At 58.9% G+C, this 16,728-nt stretch carries 16 protein-coding genes, 1 tRNA gene and 1 pseudogene; 5 read left to right on the forward strand and 13 right to left on the reverse strand.

Annotated elements, in window-relative coordinates:
- Positions 1-7: 7 nt before the first annotated feature.
- Both yccS and AAHA41_RS02175 read right to left on the reverse strand, forming a co-directional pair.
- Entirely contained in the window at positions 8-2,161 is a 2,154-nt protein-coding gene (yccS, locus tag AAHA41_RS02170) for a YccS family putative transporter (protein ID WP_201987010.1), read from the reverse strand.
- 164 nt (positions 2,162-2,325) lie between these two features.
- A complete protein-coding gene (locus AAHA41_RS02175) occupies positions 2,326-2,982 on the reverse strand; it encodes a Bax inhibitor-1/YccA family protein (RefSeq protein WP_033113039.1) in 657 nt (218 codons plus the stop codon).
- Positions 2,983-3,180: 198 nt separating this feature from the next.
- Here AAHA41_RS02175 and AAHA41_RS02180 point away from each other — a divergent pair.
- Positions 3,181-3,268, forward strand: a tRNA-Ser gene (locus AAHA41_RS02180).
- 102 nt (positions 3,269-3,370) lie between these two features.
- Here the strand turns inward: AAHA41_RS02180 and ulaR are convergent.
- The 4 genes from ulaR to ulaG form a co-directional block, all read right to left on the reverse strand.
- Positions 3,371-4,129, reverse strand: coding sequence for an HTH-type transcriptional regulator UlaR (ulaR, locus tag AAHA41_RS02185; RefSeq protein ID WP_021229102.1), 759 nt, complete (start codon positions 4,127-4,129; stop codon positions 3,371-3,373).
- Between the two features lie 97 nt (positions 4,130-4,226).
- Positions 4,227-5,099, reverse strand: a complete 873-nt coding sequence (locus AAHA41_RS02190; RefSeq protein WP_323071313.1) for an L-ribulose-5-phosphate 3-epimerase — start codon at positions 5,097-5,099, stop codon at positions 4,227-4,229.
- 14 nt (positions 5,100-5,113) lie between these two features.
- Complete coding sequence (locus AAHA41_RS02195) at positions 5,114-5,938, reverse strand: Cof-type HAD-IIB family hydrolase (protein WP_323071315.1); 825 nt, start codon at positions 5,936-5,938, stop codon at positions 5,114-5,116.
- 120 nt (positions 5,939-6,058) lie between these two features.
- A complete protein-coding gene (gene ulaG, locus AAHA41_RS02200) occupies positions 6,059-7,126 on the reverse strand; it encodes an L-ascorbate 6-phosphate lactonase (protein WP_021229099.1) in 1,068 nt (355 codons plus the stop codon).
- A gap of 512 nt (positions 7,127-7,638) precedes the next feature.
- On the opposite strand from ulaG, the gene AAHA41_RS02205 reads away from it, so the two are divergent.
- The 4 genes from AAHA41_RS02205 (at position 7,639) to AAHA41_RS02220 (ending at position 11,414) form a co-directional block, all read left to right on the forward strand.
- A complete protein-coding gene (locus tag AAHA41_RS02205; RefSeq protein ID WP_323071036.1) occupies positions 7,639-9,390 on the forward strand; it encodes a PTS ascorbate-specific subunit IIBC in 1,752 nt (583 codons plus the stop codon).
- A 44-nt stretch (positions 9,391-9,434) separates the two neighbouring features.
- The gene (locus AAHA41_RS02210) at positions 9,435-9,911 is read left to right on the forward strand and encodes a PTS sugar transporter subunit IIA (RefSeq protein ID WP_041208221.1); all 477 of its coding nucleotides are present in this window, start codon (positions 9,435-9,437) and stop codon (positions 9,909-9,911) included.
- 40 nt (positions 9,912-9,951) lie between these two features.
- Positions 9,952-10,644 (forward strand): L-ribulose-5-phosphate 4-epimerase, encoded by a 693-nt coding sequence (locus tag AAHA41_RS02215; protein WP_139406016.1) that lies wholly within the window; start codon positions 9,952-9,954, stop codon positions 10,642-10,644.
- Between the two features lie 125 nt (positions 10,645-10,769).
- Entirely contained in the window at positions 10,770-11,414 is a 645-nt protein-coding gene (locus AAHA41_RS02220) for a 3-keto-L-gulonate-6-phosphate decarboxylase UlaD (RefSeq protein WP_323071039.1), read from the forward strand.
- 63 nt (positions 11,415-11,477) lie between these two features.
- Here the strand turns inward: AAHA41_RS02220 and exeN are convergent, their stop codons facing one another.
- The 7 genes and pseudogenes from exeN to exeH all read right to left on the reverse strand — a co-directional run bounded on the left by exeN (position 11,478) and on the right by exeH (position 16,712).
- A complete protein-coding gene (gene exeN, locus AAHA41_RS02225; protein ID WP_041208224.1) occupies positions 11,478-12,245 on the reverse strand; it encodes a GspN family type II secretion system protein ExeN in 768 nt (255 codons plus the stop codon).
- A complete protein-coding gene (exeM, locus tag AAHA41_RS02230) occupies positions 12,242-12,733 on the reverse strand; it encodes a GspM family type II secretion system protein ExeM (protein WP_041208225.1) in 492 nt (163 codons plus the stop codon). Before exeM ends, exeN begins: the two co-directional genes overlap by 4 nt.
- The gene (gene exeL / locus AAHA41_RS02235; protein ID WP_323071040.1) at positions 12,730-13,914 is read right to left on the reverse strand and encodes a GspL family type II secretion system protein ExeL; all 1,185 of its coding nucleotides are present in this window, start codon (positions 13,912-13,914) and stop codon (positions 12,730-12,732) included. Before exeL ends, exeM begins: the two co-directional genes overlap by 4 nt.
- Before the next feature lie 114 nt (positions 13,915-14,028).
- Positions 14,029-15,036, reverse strand: coding sequence for a GspK family T2SS minor pseudopilin variant ExeK (gene exeK, locus AAHA41_RS02240; RefSeq protein WP_323071041.1), 1,008 nt, complete (start codon positions 15,034-15,036; stop codon positions 14,029-14,031).
- A 112-nt stretch (positions 15,037-15,148) separates the two neighbouring features.
- Positions 15,149-15,787: pseudogene (gene gspJ / locus AAHA41_RS02245) on the reverse strand (type II secretion system minor pseudopilin GspJ); the annotation flags it as partial.
- Positions 15,784-16,143 carry a GspI family T2SS minor pseudopilin variant ExeI gene (gene exeI / locus AAHA41_RS02250; RefSeq protein ID WP_108612455.1) on the reverse strand — a complete coding sequence of 120 codons (360 nt, stop codon included), beginning with the start codon at positions 16,141-16,143 and terminating at the stop codon, positions 15,784-15,786. The pseudogene gspJ and the gene exeI, both read right to left, overlap by 4 nt.
- A complete protein-coding gene (gene exeH / locus AAHA41_RS02255) occupies positions 16,140-16,712 on the reverse strand; it encodes a GspH family T2SS minor pseudopilin variant ExeH (RefSeq protein WP_323071043.1) in 573 nt (190 codons plus the stop codon). Before exeH ends, exeI begins: the two co-directional genes overlap by 4 nt.
- Positions 16,713-16,728 lie beyond the last annotated feature (16 nt).

A 16,728-nucleotide genomic window follows, 5' to 3' on the forward strand; every position in this document is an offset into this window, starting at 1 on the left:
GGGGCTATCAGGATTGGGCGGGCATGGTAGCGCCTTGATCCCCGGTGAGCAACCGGCTCTCGTTGGCCAGATGCAGCAGCTGATCCGCCAGCTCGCTGATCAGGTTGAGCTGCTGGGTCAGCATCAGCTGCTCCTCGCTGCTGTCGGGACTTATCACCGGGCATTGACCACCGATGGAGCTGGAGGGGTTGCCCGCCAGATGACCGGCGGCCTGCTCCAGGGTGTGGCAGATGTGGTGGCGCACCTCATCCAGCCCGCTGATGGCCTCCAGCTTGTCGCGATGAGCCCCCAGCGCCGAGATGTAGGAGAGCAGGGCATGGTTGCGCCAGGTGAGGGTAAAGCAGAGATCGAGGAAGCGGCGGCGCTTTTGCGGCTCCACCAGCATGCTCTGCCAGGCGGTAGCCAGTTCGCTGTCCGCCAGATGGGCGCTCTTGCGCGCCACCCGATAGTCGATGGATTCGTCCCGCTGCTGCTTGAGGCTCGCCAGCACTGCCGAGAGGTAGCGGGCGTTGGCCGACAGCGAGTTGGCGATCAGCGTCGGCAGCCGCTTGTACTGCCAGTCCGGCCAGAGCCAGGCCACCAGCCCGTAAGAGATCAGGCAGCCGAGCAGGGTATCGAGCAGCCGTGGCCCGAGAATGGCAAAGCCGATGCCATCGAGCAGGTTGAACGCCATCAGCACGTAGAGGGTGATAAAGCAGACCGCGGCGCTGTAGTTGTTGCGCACCTGGGTGAAAAACAGGAAGGCGGCCAGCCCCATCACCACCAGCTGAACGTGCAGCTCGGGGAAGAGCCAGAGCACCGGAATGCCCACCAGAATACCGGCGAAGGTGCCGAGCATCCGCTGCACCAGTCGGCGGCGGGTGGCGCTGTAGCTGGGCTGGCAGACAAACAGCACGGTCAGCAAAATCCAGTAGCCCTTTTCCAGATCAAAGGCTTGCAGTATGCCGTAGCCGATCACCAGCCCCAAGGAGAGGCGCAGCGCATGGCGAAACACCATGGAGTGCAAGGTGAGGTGCTGCTTGAGCTGGGTCAGCAGCGGCAGGCGGGGCGGCTTGGCCAGCGCGGGCAGCTCCTGCTCCGGCTGCTCGGGGTTTTGCAGCACTTCGGCGCTGCCCAGCAGCTGGTTGATGCTGGCCAGATTGCGGCGCAGGAACTTCATCGGCGTCAGCAGGGTTTTCGGGTAGTGCTGCTTGAGATTGGTGAACTCCAGCTGATCGCCGAGGGCTTCCAGCGTCCAGTGAATGCGCTTGTTATGGGCGTAGGGCTTGTGCACCAGAATGGCGTAACCGAGCCGCTGGCACGCCTCGGAGAGTTGCAGGAACACCTCCTGAAATCCTTCCAGTACTATGCCCTGCTTGAGCTCCGCTTCCAGCCGGCTGTAGGGGTAGTGGCTGGAGGTGGCGCGTTCGTGAATTTCCAGCGCCAGCAGGTAGAGGCGCAGCAGGCTGGCAAGCTCGGGGCTGGCCGGATGGCGGCGGCTCAGGCGGGCGTTGAGGGCCGATTTGGTGAGGGTCAGCGCACTCACCAGATTGATATTGAGCTGGGCCAGATTATGGCGAATGGCCTGGGCGCCGTGCTCGTCTGCCGGGAAGAAGCGGGATTTTTCCAGCAGGTAGCGGCCAAGGGCGAAGTAGCTCTGGGCCAGCTGCTCGTGCAGGGTCTTGTATGGCAGCAGCCAGAGCCAGATAAACGAGACCAGCCCGTACCAGAGGGCGCCTGCGCCGAGGGCCAGCGGCTGGTAGAAGAGATCCGGCGCCTTGGCGGCCCCCAGCATGGTGTAGATGGCGATCAGCAGCGAGCCGAAGCTGATGGTGGCATAGCGGGCACCGAGCGCCCCCACCATCACGAAGATAAAGGTGGAGCTGGCCAGCCCGATGGCAAACAGCCAGGGGGTGGGGTAGAGATACTGCACACAGAGGGATGCGAACATGAAGCAGATGAGCGTCATGGCGAGGTTTTTAAGGCGTCCCCACAGGCTGTCGTCGGTTTCGGCGATGGCGCCAGCGACTACCCCGAGGGAGAGCAGCACGGTGAGCTGGATATTGCCGGTGGCCAGGGTGAAGGCGAGCAGACCGAGAATGGCCAGCAGCACCTTGAGGGCGAAGTAGATGTGACTATCGGTCAGCAGTCGGCGCAGCAGGCCAGAGAGATCCATCGGCATGAAACAGGAACAACCCTTGAACGAAACGAGGGCAGGATGTTACCCCGCCAAGCGAGAAGCGGCCCTGATTTGGATCAGGGCCGCTTCGCATCATATCCTTGATTTGCAACTTATCCTGACAGAAACAGGAGCCAATAAAAACCCCGCCGAAGCGGGGTTTTTGATTAGTTGCGGTTGCCGCCAAGCAGGCTCAGCAAGCTCAGGAAAATGTTGTAGATGGAGACATACAGGGTGACGGTGGCGGAGATGTAGTTGGTCTCGCCGCCGCGCACGATCTGCTGGGTAGTCAGCAGGATGGCCCCGGAGGAGAAGAGCATGAACATGGCGGAAAGAGCCAGGCTCAGGGCGCTCATCTGCAGGAAGATGTTGGCAATCATGGCTACCAGCAGTACCCAGAAACCGACGAACAGCATGCCGCCGATGAAAGAGAGGTCACGCTTGGTGGTCAGGGCATAGGCCGACAGACCGAAGAAGGTGAGCGCGGTGCCGCCAAGGGCGGTCATCACGATCTCGCCACCACCATTGTTCATGTACATGTTGATGATGGGGCCCAGGCTATAGCCCAGCAGACCGGTCAGGGCGAAGGTGAATACCAGGCCCATGCTGTTGTTGCGGTTCTTCTCGGTCAGGAACATCAGACCGTATACGCCGATGAGGAAGATGGCCCAGTGCAGCGGCGGCATGTTCATTACGGTCGCGATGCCCGCCACCACGGCAGAGAAGCCGAGGGTGAGGGAGAGCAGCATATAGGTATTACGCAGCACCTTGTTGGTATCGCGTGCGGCACTCTGGGTGCCGGTGTAGATAGAACGGGTATCCATCTTGGGTGTCCTCTTGGTGTCCTGTTGAGGCGGCGAGCGGCCGTCTCGTCATCACTTAAAGCCTAAGCATTCTATGAAGAACAAATAGGGATGACGAGGAACAATTTCAAGCCACCTGCCATTTTGCTCCCGCACACTATCCCACAGGAAATATGTATTGCATATGAACAAGCGCTTGACGTAGTATGCTCGCCGTTCGGAGGGGTGGCAGAGCGGCTGAATGCACCGGTCTTGAAAACCGGCGATGGGCGACCATCCGTGGGTTCAAATCCCACCTCCTCCGCCATATTCAAAGAGAAAGCCCAAGCGGTCACCCGCTTGGGCTTTTTTGTATCTGGTTTTTGACGGGAGAGGGTGGTGCATCATGCCTCTCCCGCTCCTCATCCGGTCACACCAGAATGACCTGCACATTTTTGGCTTTGATCTGCTCGATAACCTCTTTATCCGCATCCTTGCCGGTGATCAGAATGTCGATCTTGCTGGCGGCGCAAAACAGCATACCTGCCCGTTGTCCCACCTTGCTGCTGTCGGCCAGTACCACCAGTCGGCCGACGTGGTTGAGCATCTTCTGCTCCGCCATGGCGGTCAGCATATCCATCTTGTAGAGACCATCGGCGGTGACACCCTTGCCGCTGGTAAACATCCAGTGCCCGGCATAGAGGGAGGAGATCTCGTCCTGCGGTGCCAGGGTGATGGATTGCGACTTGTTGTATTGACCGCCGATGATCACCACGCCGTCATGGTCATTCTCGATCAGGTAGTTGGCGAGCGGGAAGTAGTTGGTGATGACCTGAACATCCTGTCCGCAGATCTCCTGACCCAGCACGAAGGCGGTGGAGCCACAGTTGATGACCGCGCTTTCCCCCGGTTTGATCAGCGCAGCCGCCGCCTGGGCGATGCGCACCTTTTCGCTGTGATTGAGGCTTTCATTGCTGTCGAGAGGAGACCAGTGGGCCTTTCTGGCTTGCATCAGGGCTTCGGCCCCGTTGCGCACCTTGCGCAGCTTGCCGGAGTCATTGAGCTTGTTGATATCGCGGCGCGCAGTGGCCGGAGAAATATCAAAGGCTTGCATTATGCTGTTGACCGACAGATGACGTTTCTGATTGAGCAGTTCCAAAATGGCGTTATGGCGATGTGCTTCTGTCATATCATGCCTGATGATGATTGAATCTGATTGGGTGGTGATTATATCGCGCATGGGTGTCGATGACAGCAACCTTATTTACTCTTCTGATAATGGGCGTTCAGGCGATCGCCAGACCGGCTTGCCGAGCGTGTTCGACCAGTCGCGCTTTGGCCGTTTTCAGGTTGCTGGCCCACTCTTCATCCTTGGCCCACATCTCCAGCACCAGGGGGCCGTTGTAACCGATTTTTGCCAGAGTATGGAAAATGGCGGCAAAGTCGACCTCTCCTTCGCCAATGACCAGATCACGGAACTGCCCGCTGCAACTGGCCGTTACCTTGCGGGTGTCTTTGAGGTGGATCTGCACGATATGGTCTGCACTCAATTGCAGCTCGGTGCAGGTGTCATAGTTCCAGCCGGTGATATTGCCGACATCCGGGTAGGCCATGAAGTAGGGGGAGGGGATCTGCTTTTTCAGCACCTCGAATTTGCTGAGGGAGTTGAGATAGGGGGTATCCATGATCTCCACACCCAGCATGATGCCTGCCCGTTCCGCCATCTTGGCGGCTGCCAGCATTCCTTCGATGAAGTGGCGGTGGGTTTCGTCGCTTTGCGGCTCGTAATAGACGTCGTAGCCCGCCAGCTGGATGCAGCGAATGCCGAGTTTGTATGCCAGATCGATCGCTTTTTCCATGATGATGGCCGCCTGCGCGCGGATGGCCGGATCCTGCGAACCAAACGGAAAGCGGCGATGGGCGCTCAGGCACATGGAGTGCAACGGCAAGCTGTGCTGCTCGCACAGGCGTCTGAGCCGATAGATTTCGCTATCTGACCAGTCGAGCCGTTGCAGTTTTTCATCTGATTCATCAATGGATATCTCGATGAAATCAAAGCCAAGCTCCTTGGCCGACAGAATTTTCTCTTGCCACTCCAGTGCAGAGGGCATCGCTTTTTCGTAAAGGCCGAGGCGTAAGTTATGGTCAAAGTGGTGCATACAAGCTCCTGCATTCAGATAGGGAAATAGCGGTTCAATACCTCGAGGATCCCGCCCTCGTCGTTGCTCTCGCAGGTGACCCGATTGGCCATCTCTTTGACCTCCTGCTCGGCATTGGCCATGGCGATGCCCATCCCTGCGAGGCAGAGCATGGAGGTGTCGTTGTGGTTGTCGCCGATGGCGACCAGTCGCGCCGGGCTGATCCCTTGCTGGTCCAGATAATCCTGCAGTCGCGCTCCCTTGCTGTTGCCGCGGCGGGCAAAATCGACCCGATTGGCCCATGACTGCTCGCCACTGAAGTGTTCGCGTACCCAGGGGTGATGTGAGAAGGCCTGAATGGCGGTGATCTCTCCCTCGGCCACGAACTTCCAGACATGGCTGCTGTTGGCCAGCTCCTCTTCAAACGAGTCAACACTGGCTATCTGCGGCTGGATCGGCGGCGCAAAGCCACTGGCCCACTGCTGCAGGGCTGCCACGTAGCGCACCGGCTGATGAGCGGAGTAGACCATGCGGTCAGTGACATACATGACGAGGTTGAGCCGGTACTCCCTTGCCAGCGTGAAAAAGCGTTGTGCCAGTTCATGGGGAATGGCGTTCTCTGCCAGCACGGCGCGCCGGTCGTAGTCGTAAACGTAGGTGCCGTTGCAGCAGATGATGGGAGTGGTCAGCCCCAGTTCGTGGTGATAGGGGTGGGCGGCAGTGTGGTGTCTGCCGGTGACCAGCATGACGGTGGCCTGCTCCTTGATCCTCATGATGGCCTCTTTGACGGCCGGCATGATGGTGTGAACACTGGTCAGGGTGGTGCCATCGAGATCGAGGGCCAGGGCGTGATAGCGCATCGTCTGATCTTCTTGTTATCCGGTGAGGTGGGGGTAATAGAGGGGGTGATTGAGATGACAGCTTTGCTGGCCCATCTCCATCACCATCCCTCGTATTACCCGACGTATGACAGGGCGTGCTTACAGGAAGGATTTGTAAGGCAGCTCCGGCTCATCGATGAAGATGTCATCGAACCCGCGCGGGTGCTGGTAGTGCAGCTTGCTCTGGTCGGTCGGGAAGGTGTATTTGCCACCGACTTGCCAGAAGAAGGGGCTGAAGCGATAGCCGAGGCGATCTTTTTTCATGTTCCAGAGCACTTCGATCTCGCGGGGATCGCTTTGGAAGTTGGCCCAGATATCGTGGTGGAACGGGATCACCACCTTGGTGTTGAGGGACTCCCCGGCCCGCAAGATGTCTGATGAGGTCATCTTGTCGGTCACGCCGCGGGGGTTCTCGCCATAAGAGAGCAGCGCCACATCGATCTGGTAGTCATTGCCATGCTTGGCGTAGTAGTTGGAGTAGTGAGAATCCCCCGAGTGGTAGAGGTTGCCCCCGGATGTCTTGACCAGATAGTTCACTGCCCGATCATCCATGCCATCCAGAATGCTCTTGTCGGTGGAGGAGACCCCCGCCGGCAGGGTGACCAGCGCGGTACGGTCAAAGGCATCGAGTACCTGGATCACGATATCGCCCACCGGGATCTCGTCACCTACGCGGGCTACCACGCAACGCTCGGCAGGCACCCCCCAGCGCAACCAGAGGTCGACACAGGCTTTCGGGCCGATGAACTTCACATGCTCCCCACAGTTTTGCAGCACGGCAGCCGCCACATTGACGTCGATATGGTCGGCATGATCGTGGGTAGCGAGCACTGCATCGATATCTTTAATCCCGAAAGGATCGAGCACGAAAGGTGAGGTTCTCAGGTTGGGTTGCAGCTTGCGCACGCCCCCCATCCGCATCATCTGGTGCTGCTTGTTCATGTAGGGATTGCCATGGGTTCGCTTGCCCGTGCCGCACCAGAAGTCGATGGAGATGTTGGTATTGCCGGCAGACTTCAGCCAGATACCGGTGCAACCCAACCACCACATGGCGAAGGTATTCGGTTTGACCTCTTCCTGCTCAATCTCTTCATTCAGCCAGGTGCCCCACTCGGGGAAGGTGCTGAGGATCCACGATTCACGGGTGATTTCTTCAATCTTGCTCATCTCACATACCTTTCTGATTTGGATGGTTCACACAGTGGTGATTCATCGGGTGATGACATGACTTGCATGGTTGCGAGTCAGTGATTTGCTTTGATTGGTTGTGACTATATTACTCAGTTTTGTGATTATCAATGATTGTGGTGATTGTTTTGTGAGATTAATTGCGGCACATCACAATCAAGAGATGAGTATGTTTTTAAGTGGTTGTATTTATTGTGTTTACTTATTTTTTGCCTATTTATAGGGATTCTTTGAATCCTTTCATGCAGCTTTGAGTACCCTTTTAACCGAAATTTCACATCCAGATGGTGGAAAAAAGAGATTCTCCCGACCTCGATCTTCATCACAATAAATCATGATGTGATTATGTATGATTATTTTGGATTTAATAGTGAGTGGTGGCAGTTGAATCTGCTCGCGGGGCGTCAGGTAAAGCAATGCCCATATGAATGGTGAGATGTCCGCACCAATCCAATAGCCATGAGTTGTCCTCATCTGGACGGAGCATAAATATGGAAACCCTCTACAACGCTTTTTACATCTTTTACAGTCAGGTGATGACCAAGGCACCCCTGCTGTTGGGGCTGGTGACCTGTATTGGCTACCTGTTGCTCAAGCAGGATGGCACGACGGTCGTCAAGGGCACCGTTAAGACCATCGTCGGTTTCATGCTGGTGCAGGTGGGCGCCAGTACGCTGGTGGCAGGCTTCAAGCCGGTGGTGGACAAGATTGCGGAATATCATCACCTCACCGGTTCAGTGATTGATCCCTACACCACCATGATGGCGACCATGGAAACCATGGGAGAGAACTACTCCTGGGTCGGCTATGCGGTATTGCTGGCCCTTGCCCTCAATATTCTGCTGGTGTTGCTGCGGCGCTATACCGGGATCCGCACCATCATGCTGACCGGCCACATCATGTTTCAGCAGGTAGGTCTCATCGCGGTCTTCTATATGGTGATGGGCGCCTCGATGTGGGAAACCATCCTCTATTCCGCCGTTATCATGGCGCTCTATTGGGGCATCTCCTCCAACATCATGTTCAAGCCGACTCAGGAAGTAACCGGCGGAGCGGGGTTCTCCATCGGTCACCAGCAACAGGTCGCCTCCTGGATTGCCACCAAGGTGGCGCCGAAACTGGGCAACAAGGAAGAGAGCGTCGATCACCTGAAGCTGCCAAAGTGGCTGCACATTTTCCACGACAGCATCACGGCGACCGCCATCGTGATGACCATCTTCTTCGGTATCATCCTGCTCTCGTTTGGCCTCGATAATCTGCAACAGATGGCGGGTCAGACTCACTGGTCCATCTACATTCTCGAAACCGGTCTCAAGTTTGCGGTCGCCATTCAGGTCATCGTGGTGGGGGTGCGGATGTTCGTTGCCGAGCTCTCCGAGGCCTTCAAGGGGATCTCCGAACGGGTCATTCCCAACGCCGTCCTGGCAATCGATTGCGCCGCTATCTACGCCTACTCGCCGAATGCCATGGTCTTTGGCTTCATGTGGGGTGCTATCGGTCAGTTCCTTGCTGTGCTTGCCCTGCTGGCATTCCAGGCGCCCATCATGATTATCCCGGGCTTCATTCCCATGTTCTTCTCCAACGCCACCATAGGGGTGTTCGCCAACCACTTTGGCGGCTGGCGAGCGGTGATGAAGATCTGCTTCGTCATGGGGATCATCGAGGTGCTTGGCTCTGCTTGGGCTATCCACCTGTTCGCTGTCAATGGCACCAGCTTCAACGGCTGGATGGGGATGGCTGACTGGGCGCTGGTATTCCCGGTGATCATGCAGGGCCTCTCGTTATCTTCCCTGTTCTTCGTGGTGTTACTGGCTGGCACCGGGCTCTATATGTACTTCGCTTCCCGCACCCTGCGGATGGAAGAGGATATGGCTGTCCCGAGTGCCGCCGTGGCAGAAGACGTGGCCGATCAGCCAGGCTCGCCAGCCGAGAGTGCCAAAGGGGGACATGCAGTGCGGATCCTGGCGGTATGCGGTAACGGTCAGGGCTCATCCATGATGATGAAGATGAAGATCGGCAAGTTTCTCGAGCAGCGTGGCGTGCCCCATGTCATGGACTCCTGCGCCGTGGCCGATTACAAAACCAAGCTGCAGACCACCGACATCATCGTCTCTTCCAAGCATCTGGCCGGCGAGATGAGCCCAGGTGAGGGCAAATTCGTGCTGGGCGTACAGAACATGCTCAACCCCAATTCGTTTGGTGATGAACTGCTGGGCATCATCAAGAACAACTTTGCGAATTAAGCCGATGAGTCTCGCTGCATGTGGCCGCGGGCAAGGAGAACAAGATGAAATTCAAACAATCTCTGATGGAAAACAACTCTGTATTGCTCAACGCGGCTGCCAGCGACTGGCGCAGCGCCATCAAGCTGGGCACTGACATGCTGATCCGCTCCGGTGCCGTGGAGCCGCGTTACCACGATGCGATCATCGGCAGCATTGAAAAGATGGGACCCTATATCGTGATTGCCCCCCAATTCGCGATGCCCCATGCGAGGCCGGAGGATGGAGTCAATCGCACGGCGTTTGCACTGGTCACCCTGACCACGCCGGTGAAGTTTGAGGGGGAAGAGGAGCCGGTGGACGTGCTGGTAACGCTGGCGGGCAGCACCTCGGATGAACACATGGAGGGGCTGATGGAGGTGACTCAGGTGCTGGAGGATGAATGCAGCGAGAGCGGGATCAACCTCGACAAGCTGCGAGCGTGCCAGAGCACGGCAGATGTATTCAACGTCATTGATCAGGCGCTGGCGCAAGTGGTCTGAGGCACCCAACGCGGCCCCGCAAGGGGCCCAGGAGAACGAAATGTACAACTCATTGAAAGAGGCGGTACTGGAGGCCAACCTGCTGTTGCCCCGATACGGTCTGGTTACCCTGACATGGGGCAACGTATCCCAGATAGATCGCAGCTTGGGCGTGGTGGCCATCAAGCCGTCGGGGGTCTCTTACGACAATATGACCGTTGACGATATCGTGGTGGTTGATTTGGCTGGCCAGATCGTCGATGGGCATTTATCCCCGTCCAGTGATACCGCAACCCATCTGGTTTTATATAAAGCGTTTAAAGGCATTTCCGGTATTGTGCACACCCATTCCCGTCATGGCACTATTTGGGCGCAAGCGGGAATGGATATTCCCGCCTTGGGTACCACCCATGCCGATTATTTCTATGGTGATATTCCCTGCACCCGTCCGCTGACCGAAGATGAAATTCGCGTTGACTATGAAAAAAATACCGGCAAGGTCATTGTCGAAGAATTTCAGCGACGGGATCTGGATCCACAGGCCTTGCCAGGCGTGGTCATTACCGGTCATGCCCCGTTTTGCTGGGGCAAGAGTGCGGTGGATGCGGTGCACAATGCGCTGGTGCTGGAAGAGGTTGCCACCATGGCGCTGGCAACCAGAGCATTGAATCCGGCCATCCATATTGCGCAGGAGTTGTCTGATAAACACTATTTCAGAAAACATGGTGAGAATGCCTATTACGGCCAGCGCTAATTAGTCGACCCGTTATTTAAATTGCCCATCTATTTATGTTAGTGACGTCAGGTTACGGCCCTTTATCGACTTTAAATCAATGGGCCAACCCATTCTGCCAAGGTTTTAAATTGAGGAAATATAGTATGACCAAACCCATGTTACAGATTGCTCTGGATTCTACCGATCTTGCTACCGCCGTGGATATTGCCGATCGCGTCGCCAGCTATGTCGAAGTGATCGAGGTCGGCACTATTCTCGCCTTTGCGGAAGGGATGTCTGCGATACGCACCATGCGCGAGCGTCACCCCGATCACATTATCGTGTGTGATATGAAGACCACAGATGGTGGTGCCATTCTGGCTCGCATGGCCTTCTCGGCCGGAGCTGACTGGATCACGGTATCGGCCGCCGCACATGTTGCTACCATTGCTGCCTGCAAGAAAGTTGCGGACGAGTTTGGCGGGGAGATCCAGATCGAGATCTATGGCAACTGGACGCTGGATGATGCCAAACAGTGGGCCGATATGGGGATCACCCAGGCTATCTATCACCGCTCGCGGGATGCCGAGCTGGCCGGGGTCAGCTGGACCCAGGCCGATTTGAGCAAGATGCGGGCACTCTCCGAGCTGGGGCTGGAGCTGTCGATCACCGGCGGTATCGTGCCGGAAGATATCCATCTGTTTGAAGGGATCCGGGCCAAGACCTTTATCGCCGGACGGGCATTGGCATCGGAAAGCGGTCAGGCAACCGCCGAAGCGTTGCGCAGCGAGATAAACAAATATTGGTAACAGGAGCAGGTTATTAGTGAATAAAGGCCCCGGAAATACTCCGGGGCCTTGTCGTTGAAGGGGTTAGATCCGCCCCTGATAGCGCAGGGGGAAGCGGCCCTGGCTGTCGGGTTGGCCGAGGAAGGGGAGCCCCTGCTGCATCTGCTCTGGCAGGGCCGGACCCGGTTTCAGGCTGCCCTGAAACAGGTATTGGCCATTGGGTTGCAGCTCGAGGCGACCGCTGGTCTGTACCGCATCGGAGCCCTGTTTGAGCTCGGCCACCAGTCTGGAGTCGAGGCAGGTGAGTTTCACCTCGGGATCGGCCAGATCCAGCTTGCCCGCCGGGGTATCGGCGCTGGCGTTGTACCAGTCGAGGTTGCCGTAGAGGTTGTCACACCAGGGGTTGCCCTGGGCAAACTGATCCACCTTGAGTTGCAGCTGACCGGTGAGGGTGACTGGGAAGGGGAGTGGCAGTGGGATGCGCGCCATTACCCAGGGGGCCGGGGCATTGAGGGTCAGGTCGCGGCCGAAGGCGGCACCATTCCAGCCGACAACGCCCTGACCGTTGAGGCCGTTGCGCTCGCCAAAGCGAATGGCCACTTCGGGGGCGAAGCGCAGCAGTGACCAGCCATTGAGATCCCAGCGCAGCTGGCTGATGGATTCGCTGGCATATTGCAGCCGGGCGATCTGGCCGCTCCACAGGGTGCCGCTCACTCCTTCCATCTTCAGCAGGCTGGCAACGTTGGCGGGCAGCGGCAGATAGCGTACCACCAGCGCCGCAGGCAGGGTCGCCAGCAGGAAGACGAAGTAGGCTGCCAGAAACAGGCTGGCAATCAGGATGCGTTTTTTCATTGGGGACGACTCAACTGCAAACGTCTGACCTTGACCAGACCCGGGGCCAGCTCCTCGCGGGCCAGCTCAATGATTTGAACCTGAATGCCATGCTGCTCCACCAGGGTGGCGAGCCAGAGCAGCAGATCATCGAACGGAACCGTATCGATCCACACTTGCAGCTCCTGCCCCTGTGGTTGCAGGCGGGCAATCTTGATCTTGTGGTTAAAGGCGGTACGGTTGACCACCCCTTCCAGGGTACCGCTGGTATCTATCTGACGACCCTGACCGCCCTGCATGGCCAGCACTTCTTCCCCCTTCTCCTTGAGCCAGGCGAGGGTCTGTTGCTGGTTTTGCACCTGACGTTCGCGCTCGGCGATGCGGTTGTCGAGAGGATGCCAGACGCTCCAGTAGAAGAGGCCAACCAGCAGCAGGATGCTGCCTGCCACCACCAGTCGCTGTTCTCGTGCGGTGATGCCCTGCCACCAGCTCTGCAATTTTTCCATCATGATGATTTACCCTTGAGCACCAGCGCCCCTTCAACCTTGCCCTCGGTGCTGCGCACCTCGCCCTGCTGCACCTCGAAGCGCTTTCCCGCCAGTTCGCGGAACCGCTCTATCTCGGCAAAGCCGGGGGCGGTCACCTGTAGCCGCAGCTCGCGGCGGCTGGCATCAAAGCGCATTACCTGCGGCTTGAGACCGGGTACTTCGGCAAAGGTGGGGGCCAGTTCGGTGAGCATCAGCAGCATGCCGTTCTGCGGCGCCTGACCCATCAGCCGCAGGTGCTGGGTCATCTGGCTGCGCACGTTCACGATGCGGCTTTCGTTAGGGAAGATGCGGCTGTAGACCTGACGGATCTCCGCCTTGAGCGCCTTGTCCTGCTCTGCCAGCTGGTGCAACTGAACGCCACGCTGGACGAGGGCTACCAGCAGCAAGAGGGCGGCGGTAATGGCTACCTTGCGCCACTGCAACCAGTAGCGGGCATATTCGGTTTGTGGCCGATAGGGGCCGGTAAGCAGGTTGGCGCGGCAGGTGAGGGCCCCCTTGGCCAGCAGCAGCATGGGGAGCTCGGGCTCGGCCGGCAGCCAGTTGGCGGCGGCAATGGCGGGCGCCGGGGTATGGCTGTGAATGGTGACGGGTTCGGCTTCGGCGGCCAGCAAGATGGCCAGCAGCGACTCGTCGGCCACAATCCCCTGACAGGCGTTCTGGCGGATCAGCCACTCGGTACCGAGCTGCAGGGCAGACCAGCCCTCTGCGGCTTGTGGCAGTGCCAGCACATCGGGCAGTAGTTGCTGACTTCTAAGGCCGGCAGCGTCGAGCCAGCCGAGCCACTCGGCCATCTTCTGGCGATCCACCGCCATCAGGTCGACCTGCGGGCCGTCGTGGGCCAGCACCACCAGATGCAGCTCATCCACGTCGGAGGCGATCTGCTCCTCCAGCAGATAGGGAAGGGCCGCCGCCGACTGGCGGTTGTAGCGCCCCGGCAGGGTAACGCGGCGGAAGATCAGATCGCTGCCCGGCACCAGGGCGACCACGGGGCGGCCGCCAGCGCGCTCTTGCAGCTCGCCCAGCGCGTCAGCACAGGGGAGCTCGCCGGAGGCGATGATCTCCTGCTCCTGACTCGACCAGACCAGCCAAGCGACCGGTTGTTGTTTGGTGGTCCCCAGACGGATGACCAGACTCTCGCTCACGCATCTCTCTCCTGCGATACCGGTTCGCGCGGGCCAGGCCAACGCAACCGGTGCGCAGCCCGCAGGCTGCATCCAATGTTTGCCCTGCCGGGAGTCGCTCCCGCCAGCGCTTGTTTATTCGGCGCCGCTATTGAGGCGGCGCAGCATGACCAGCTTGTTGTCCTTGCCCCGCTGGAAGATGCTCTCCAGCCAGGCACGACTGTCGCCGATTTCGGCGACCACGCGGGCCTCGAAAAAGTCGCTCTTGACCACCAGCGCCTCCTTGAGTCCCTTGACGGTTTCAAGAGGTACGGGCAGCTGATCCGTCATCAGCTTGCTATCTTTCCACCCCTTTTTTGGCCGCTCGGTCAGTACCCGCTTGGCGTCATCGCTGCCAATCTTGCCCAGATAGAGCGCAGCCAGCAGCTCGGGGCGTTCCGGCAGCAGGGTGTTGATATTGATCTTCAGCTTGTCGCTTGGCAGCGTGCAGACATAGGGGGCCAGTTTGGCATAGACCCTGGCCGTTACGCCGCGTACCGCCCGCAGCTCATCCTTGCCCAGCATCCACTGGTTGGCGGTGAGGTAGGGAGGCTTGAGCCCCTCGTAGTAGGCATCCTCTGCGCCGAGGCTGGAGACCAGCACCGTATCCTTGTCTGTCCAGTCGCGGATGGCGTCGGTGAGCTGGGCTGCCTCGTAATCATCCATCGCCAGCTCCTTGAGCAGGGCGCGAAACACCTGCACCGGATAAGGTTGCTGCTCCAGTTCTTCCCCGTTGTTACCCGCCTGATTGGGTACGCTCAGGCTGTTGAGGTTGAAGCAGGATTGCAGGTCGGTCACCTCGCCCTTGAGCTGGCCATCATCGACCGGAAACACCGTGTTCTTGCGGGCCCAGTTCTGGCCGAGGCTCACCACCTCGGGGTCATCCTTGAAATCCTGCGCCAGCACCTTGCTTACCAGCGCCTCCGCCGAGAGGGCATACCACCAGGCTTGCTTGCCGGCGGTGACATTGCTGGTGCGGCGCAGCTCCAGCTGCAGGCGACCGCTCATGTTGCTGGCGATGATCACCATCACCGAGAGGATCAGCAGTACCACCAGCAGGGCCATGCCACTCTGGCGGCCGGGGCGTACAGGGTTAGTTCGCATTGGTGCCCCCCCCGTTCTGGTTGCCGCCATTGCTGTTGTTACCGCTGTTATTGCCGTTGCCGCCATTGTTACCGTTATTGCTGTCGCCGCCCTGATTGGGATTGCTGCTCTGGCTGTTCTCTTCGGCGCGCTGGCCGCCGGCGCCAATCAGAAATTGCCGGCGAATGGTGCCGTAATCTTCCAGATCCAGCTCGACCGCGAGCCCGTAAGGGAGCACGCTGCGCTGGGTCCACTCCTCCTTCCAGCTCCCCTTGTCGTAGAAGTAGAGGCGAAACGCGGTGACGCCGGTCAGAAGCTGCTGGGTGCGTGGCTCGGTGCCGATCACCGGATCCGGATAGAGGTAGCTGAGGCGCTCCAGCTTCTGATCCTTGAGCCGCCAGCCGACCCGCTGCAGATGGGAGCGGGGCAGCATGCCGTCCGGGTTGAGCCAGCCGCTGCGCATAAAGGCCATGCCCCAGTCATCGCTCTGCTGGCCAAAACGGGAGGCGGCCAGCAGCACCTTGTTGTTCTCCCCCTCGATGCGGCCGCTGCGCGGCACCATCTGGGTGACATCCCGCTCCAGCAGGGTGAAGGCGAGCTGCAACTCGGAGAGGCGGGCCTCCTTGCGCTTGGCTACCTCATCGCTGGTGAGCACCCCTTGCAGCACCTGATAGGCACCCATGCTGAGGGTGGCGAAGATGGCGATGGCCACCAGCATCTCAAGCAGGGTAAAACCACGGTGACGGGAAGGGCGGGTGTTGCTCGGGATCATCGGTTGATATAGGTCCGCATCATGGCGATCGGGTTTTCGGCCTTGGCCTCGGTGCGTACTTCCATATCGAGCGCCTTGAAGTTGCTGTCGCTGGTCGCGACGCCGCGATAGCGCCAGTACCAGGTCTGCCCGGCCATCTGCTCATCCCCTTCTACCCAGCTGTCGCCAGGCCACTTGTTCTCGAGCTTCTGCTGCACCAGCTGGTTCTCCACTACCCAGGTAGCGAGGGTCTTCTCTTCCAGATAGTTGAGGGCCGAGAGGTGTTCGCTGGCGGTCTTCATCACCGCGAGACCCGCGATGGCAAAGACGGCCAGCGCCACCATGACTTCGAGTAGTGTCATGCCCCGAGCGTTCATTCGCTCACCTCTTCATCCTCATCGCCGGTGAGCAGGGTGAGGCGGCCGAACTCGTCCCCCTTGACGATGCGGGTGTAGCGCACCTCGTCATCCTGCTGGCTAAAGGTGAGGGTAAAGGGAGTCAGCTCGCCACCGGGGAAGATAAGCAGCTGCGGGGTGCGCTCCTTGTCATCCCGCTTCTTCTCGCGCTCTTCATCGGGATCGGGCTGCCAGCCAAATCCCTCCAGCTCCAGGGTCAGCCCCATGTTCTCCGGCAGTTGCACCTGACCAAGTTGCTTGTCACCGGTCAGGGCCAGCCACTTGCGATCCTTGGCCTGACGCTGCATGAATTGCCAGCCATTCTCCTCGACGCGAATGCCCACCAGCCGGCCATCCATCACCGCGTACTCCTGCGCCAGCTGCAGGGTTGCCATCAGGCGGCGCGCCTGCTTGTCGATCTCCCTGTCGCCTTTTGCGCCCCCCATGCTGAGGGTGACGGCGGTGGCCACCAGCCCCATCAGCATGGCGACCAGCAACACTTCCAGCAGGGTAAAGCCGGATTGGCGGTGAGAGGAGAAAGCGGACTTCATGCAGTCAGCTCACAAT

It is taken from the genome of Aeromonas sp. SER, from assembly GCF_038739615.1.
Taxonomy (GTDB): domain Bacteria; phylum Pseudomonadota; class Gammaproteobacteria; order Enterobacterales; family Aeromonadaceae; genus Aeromonas; species Aeromonas jandaei.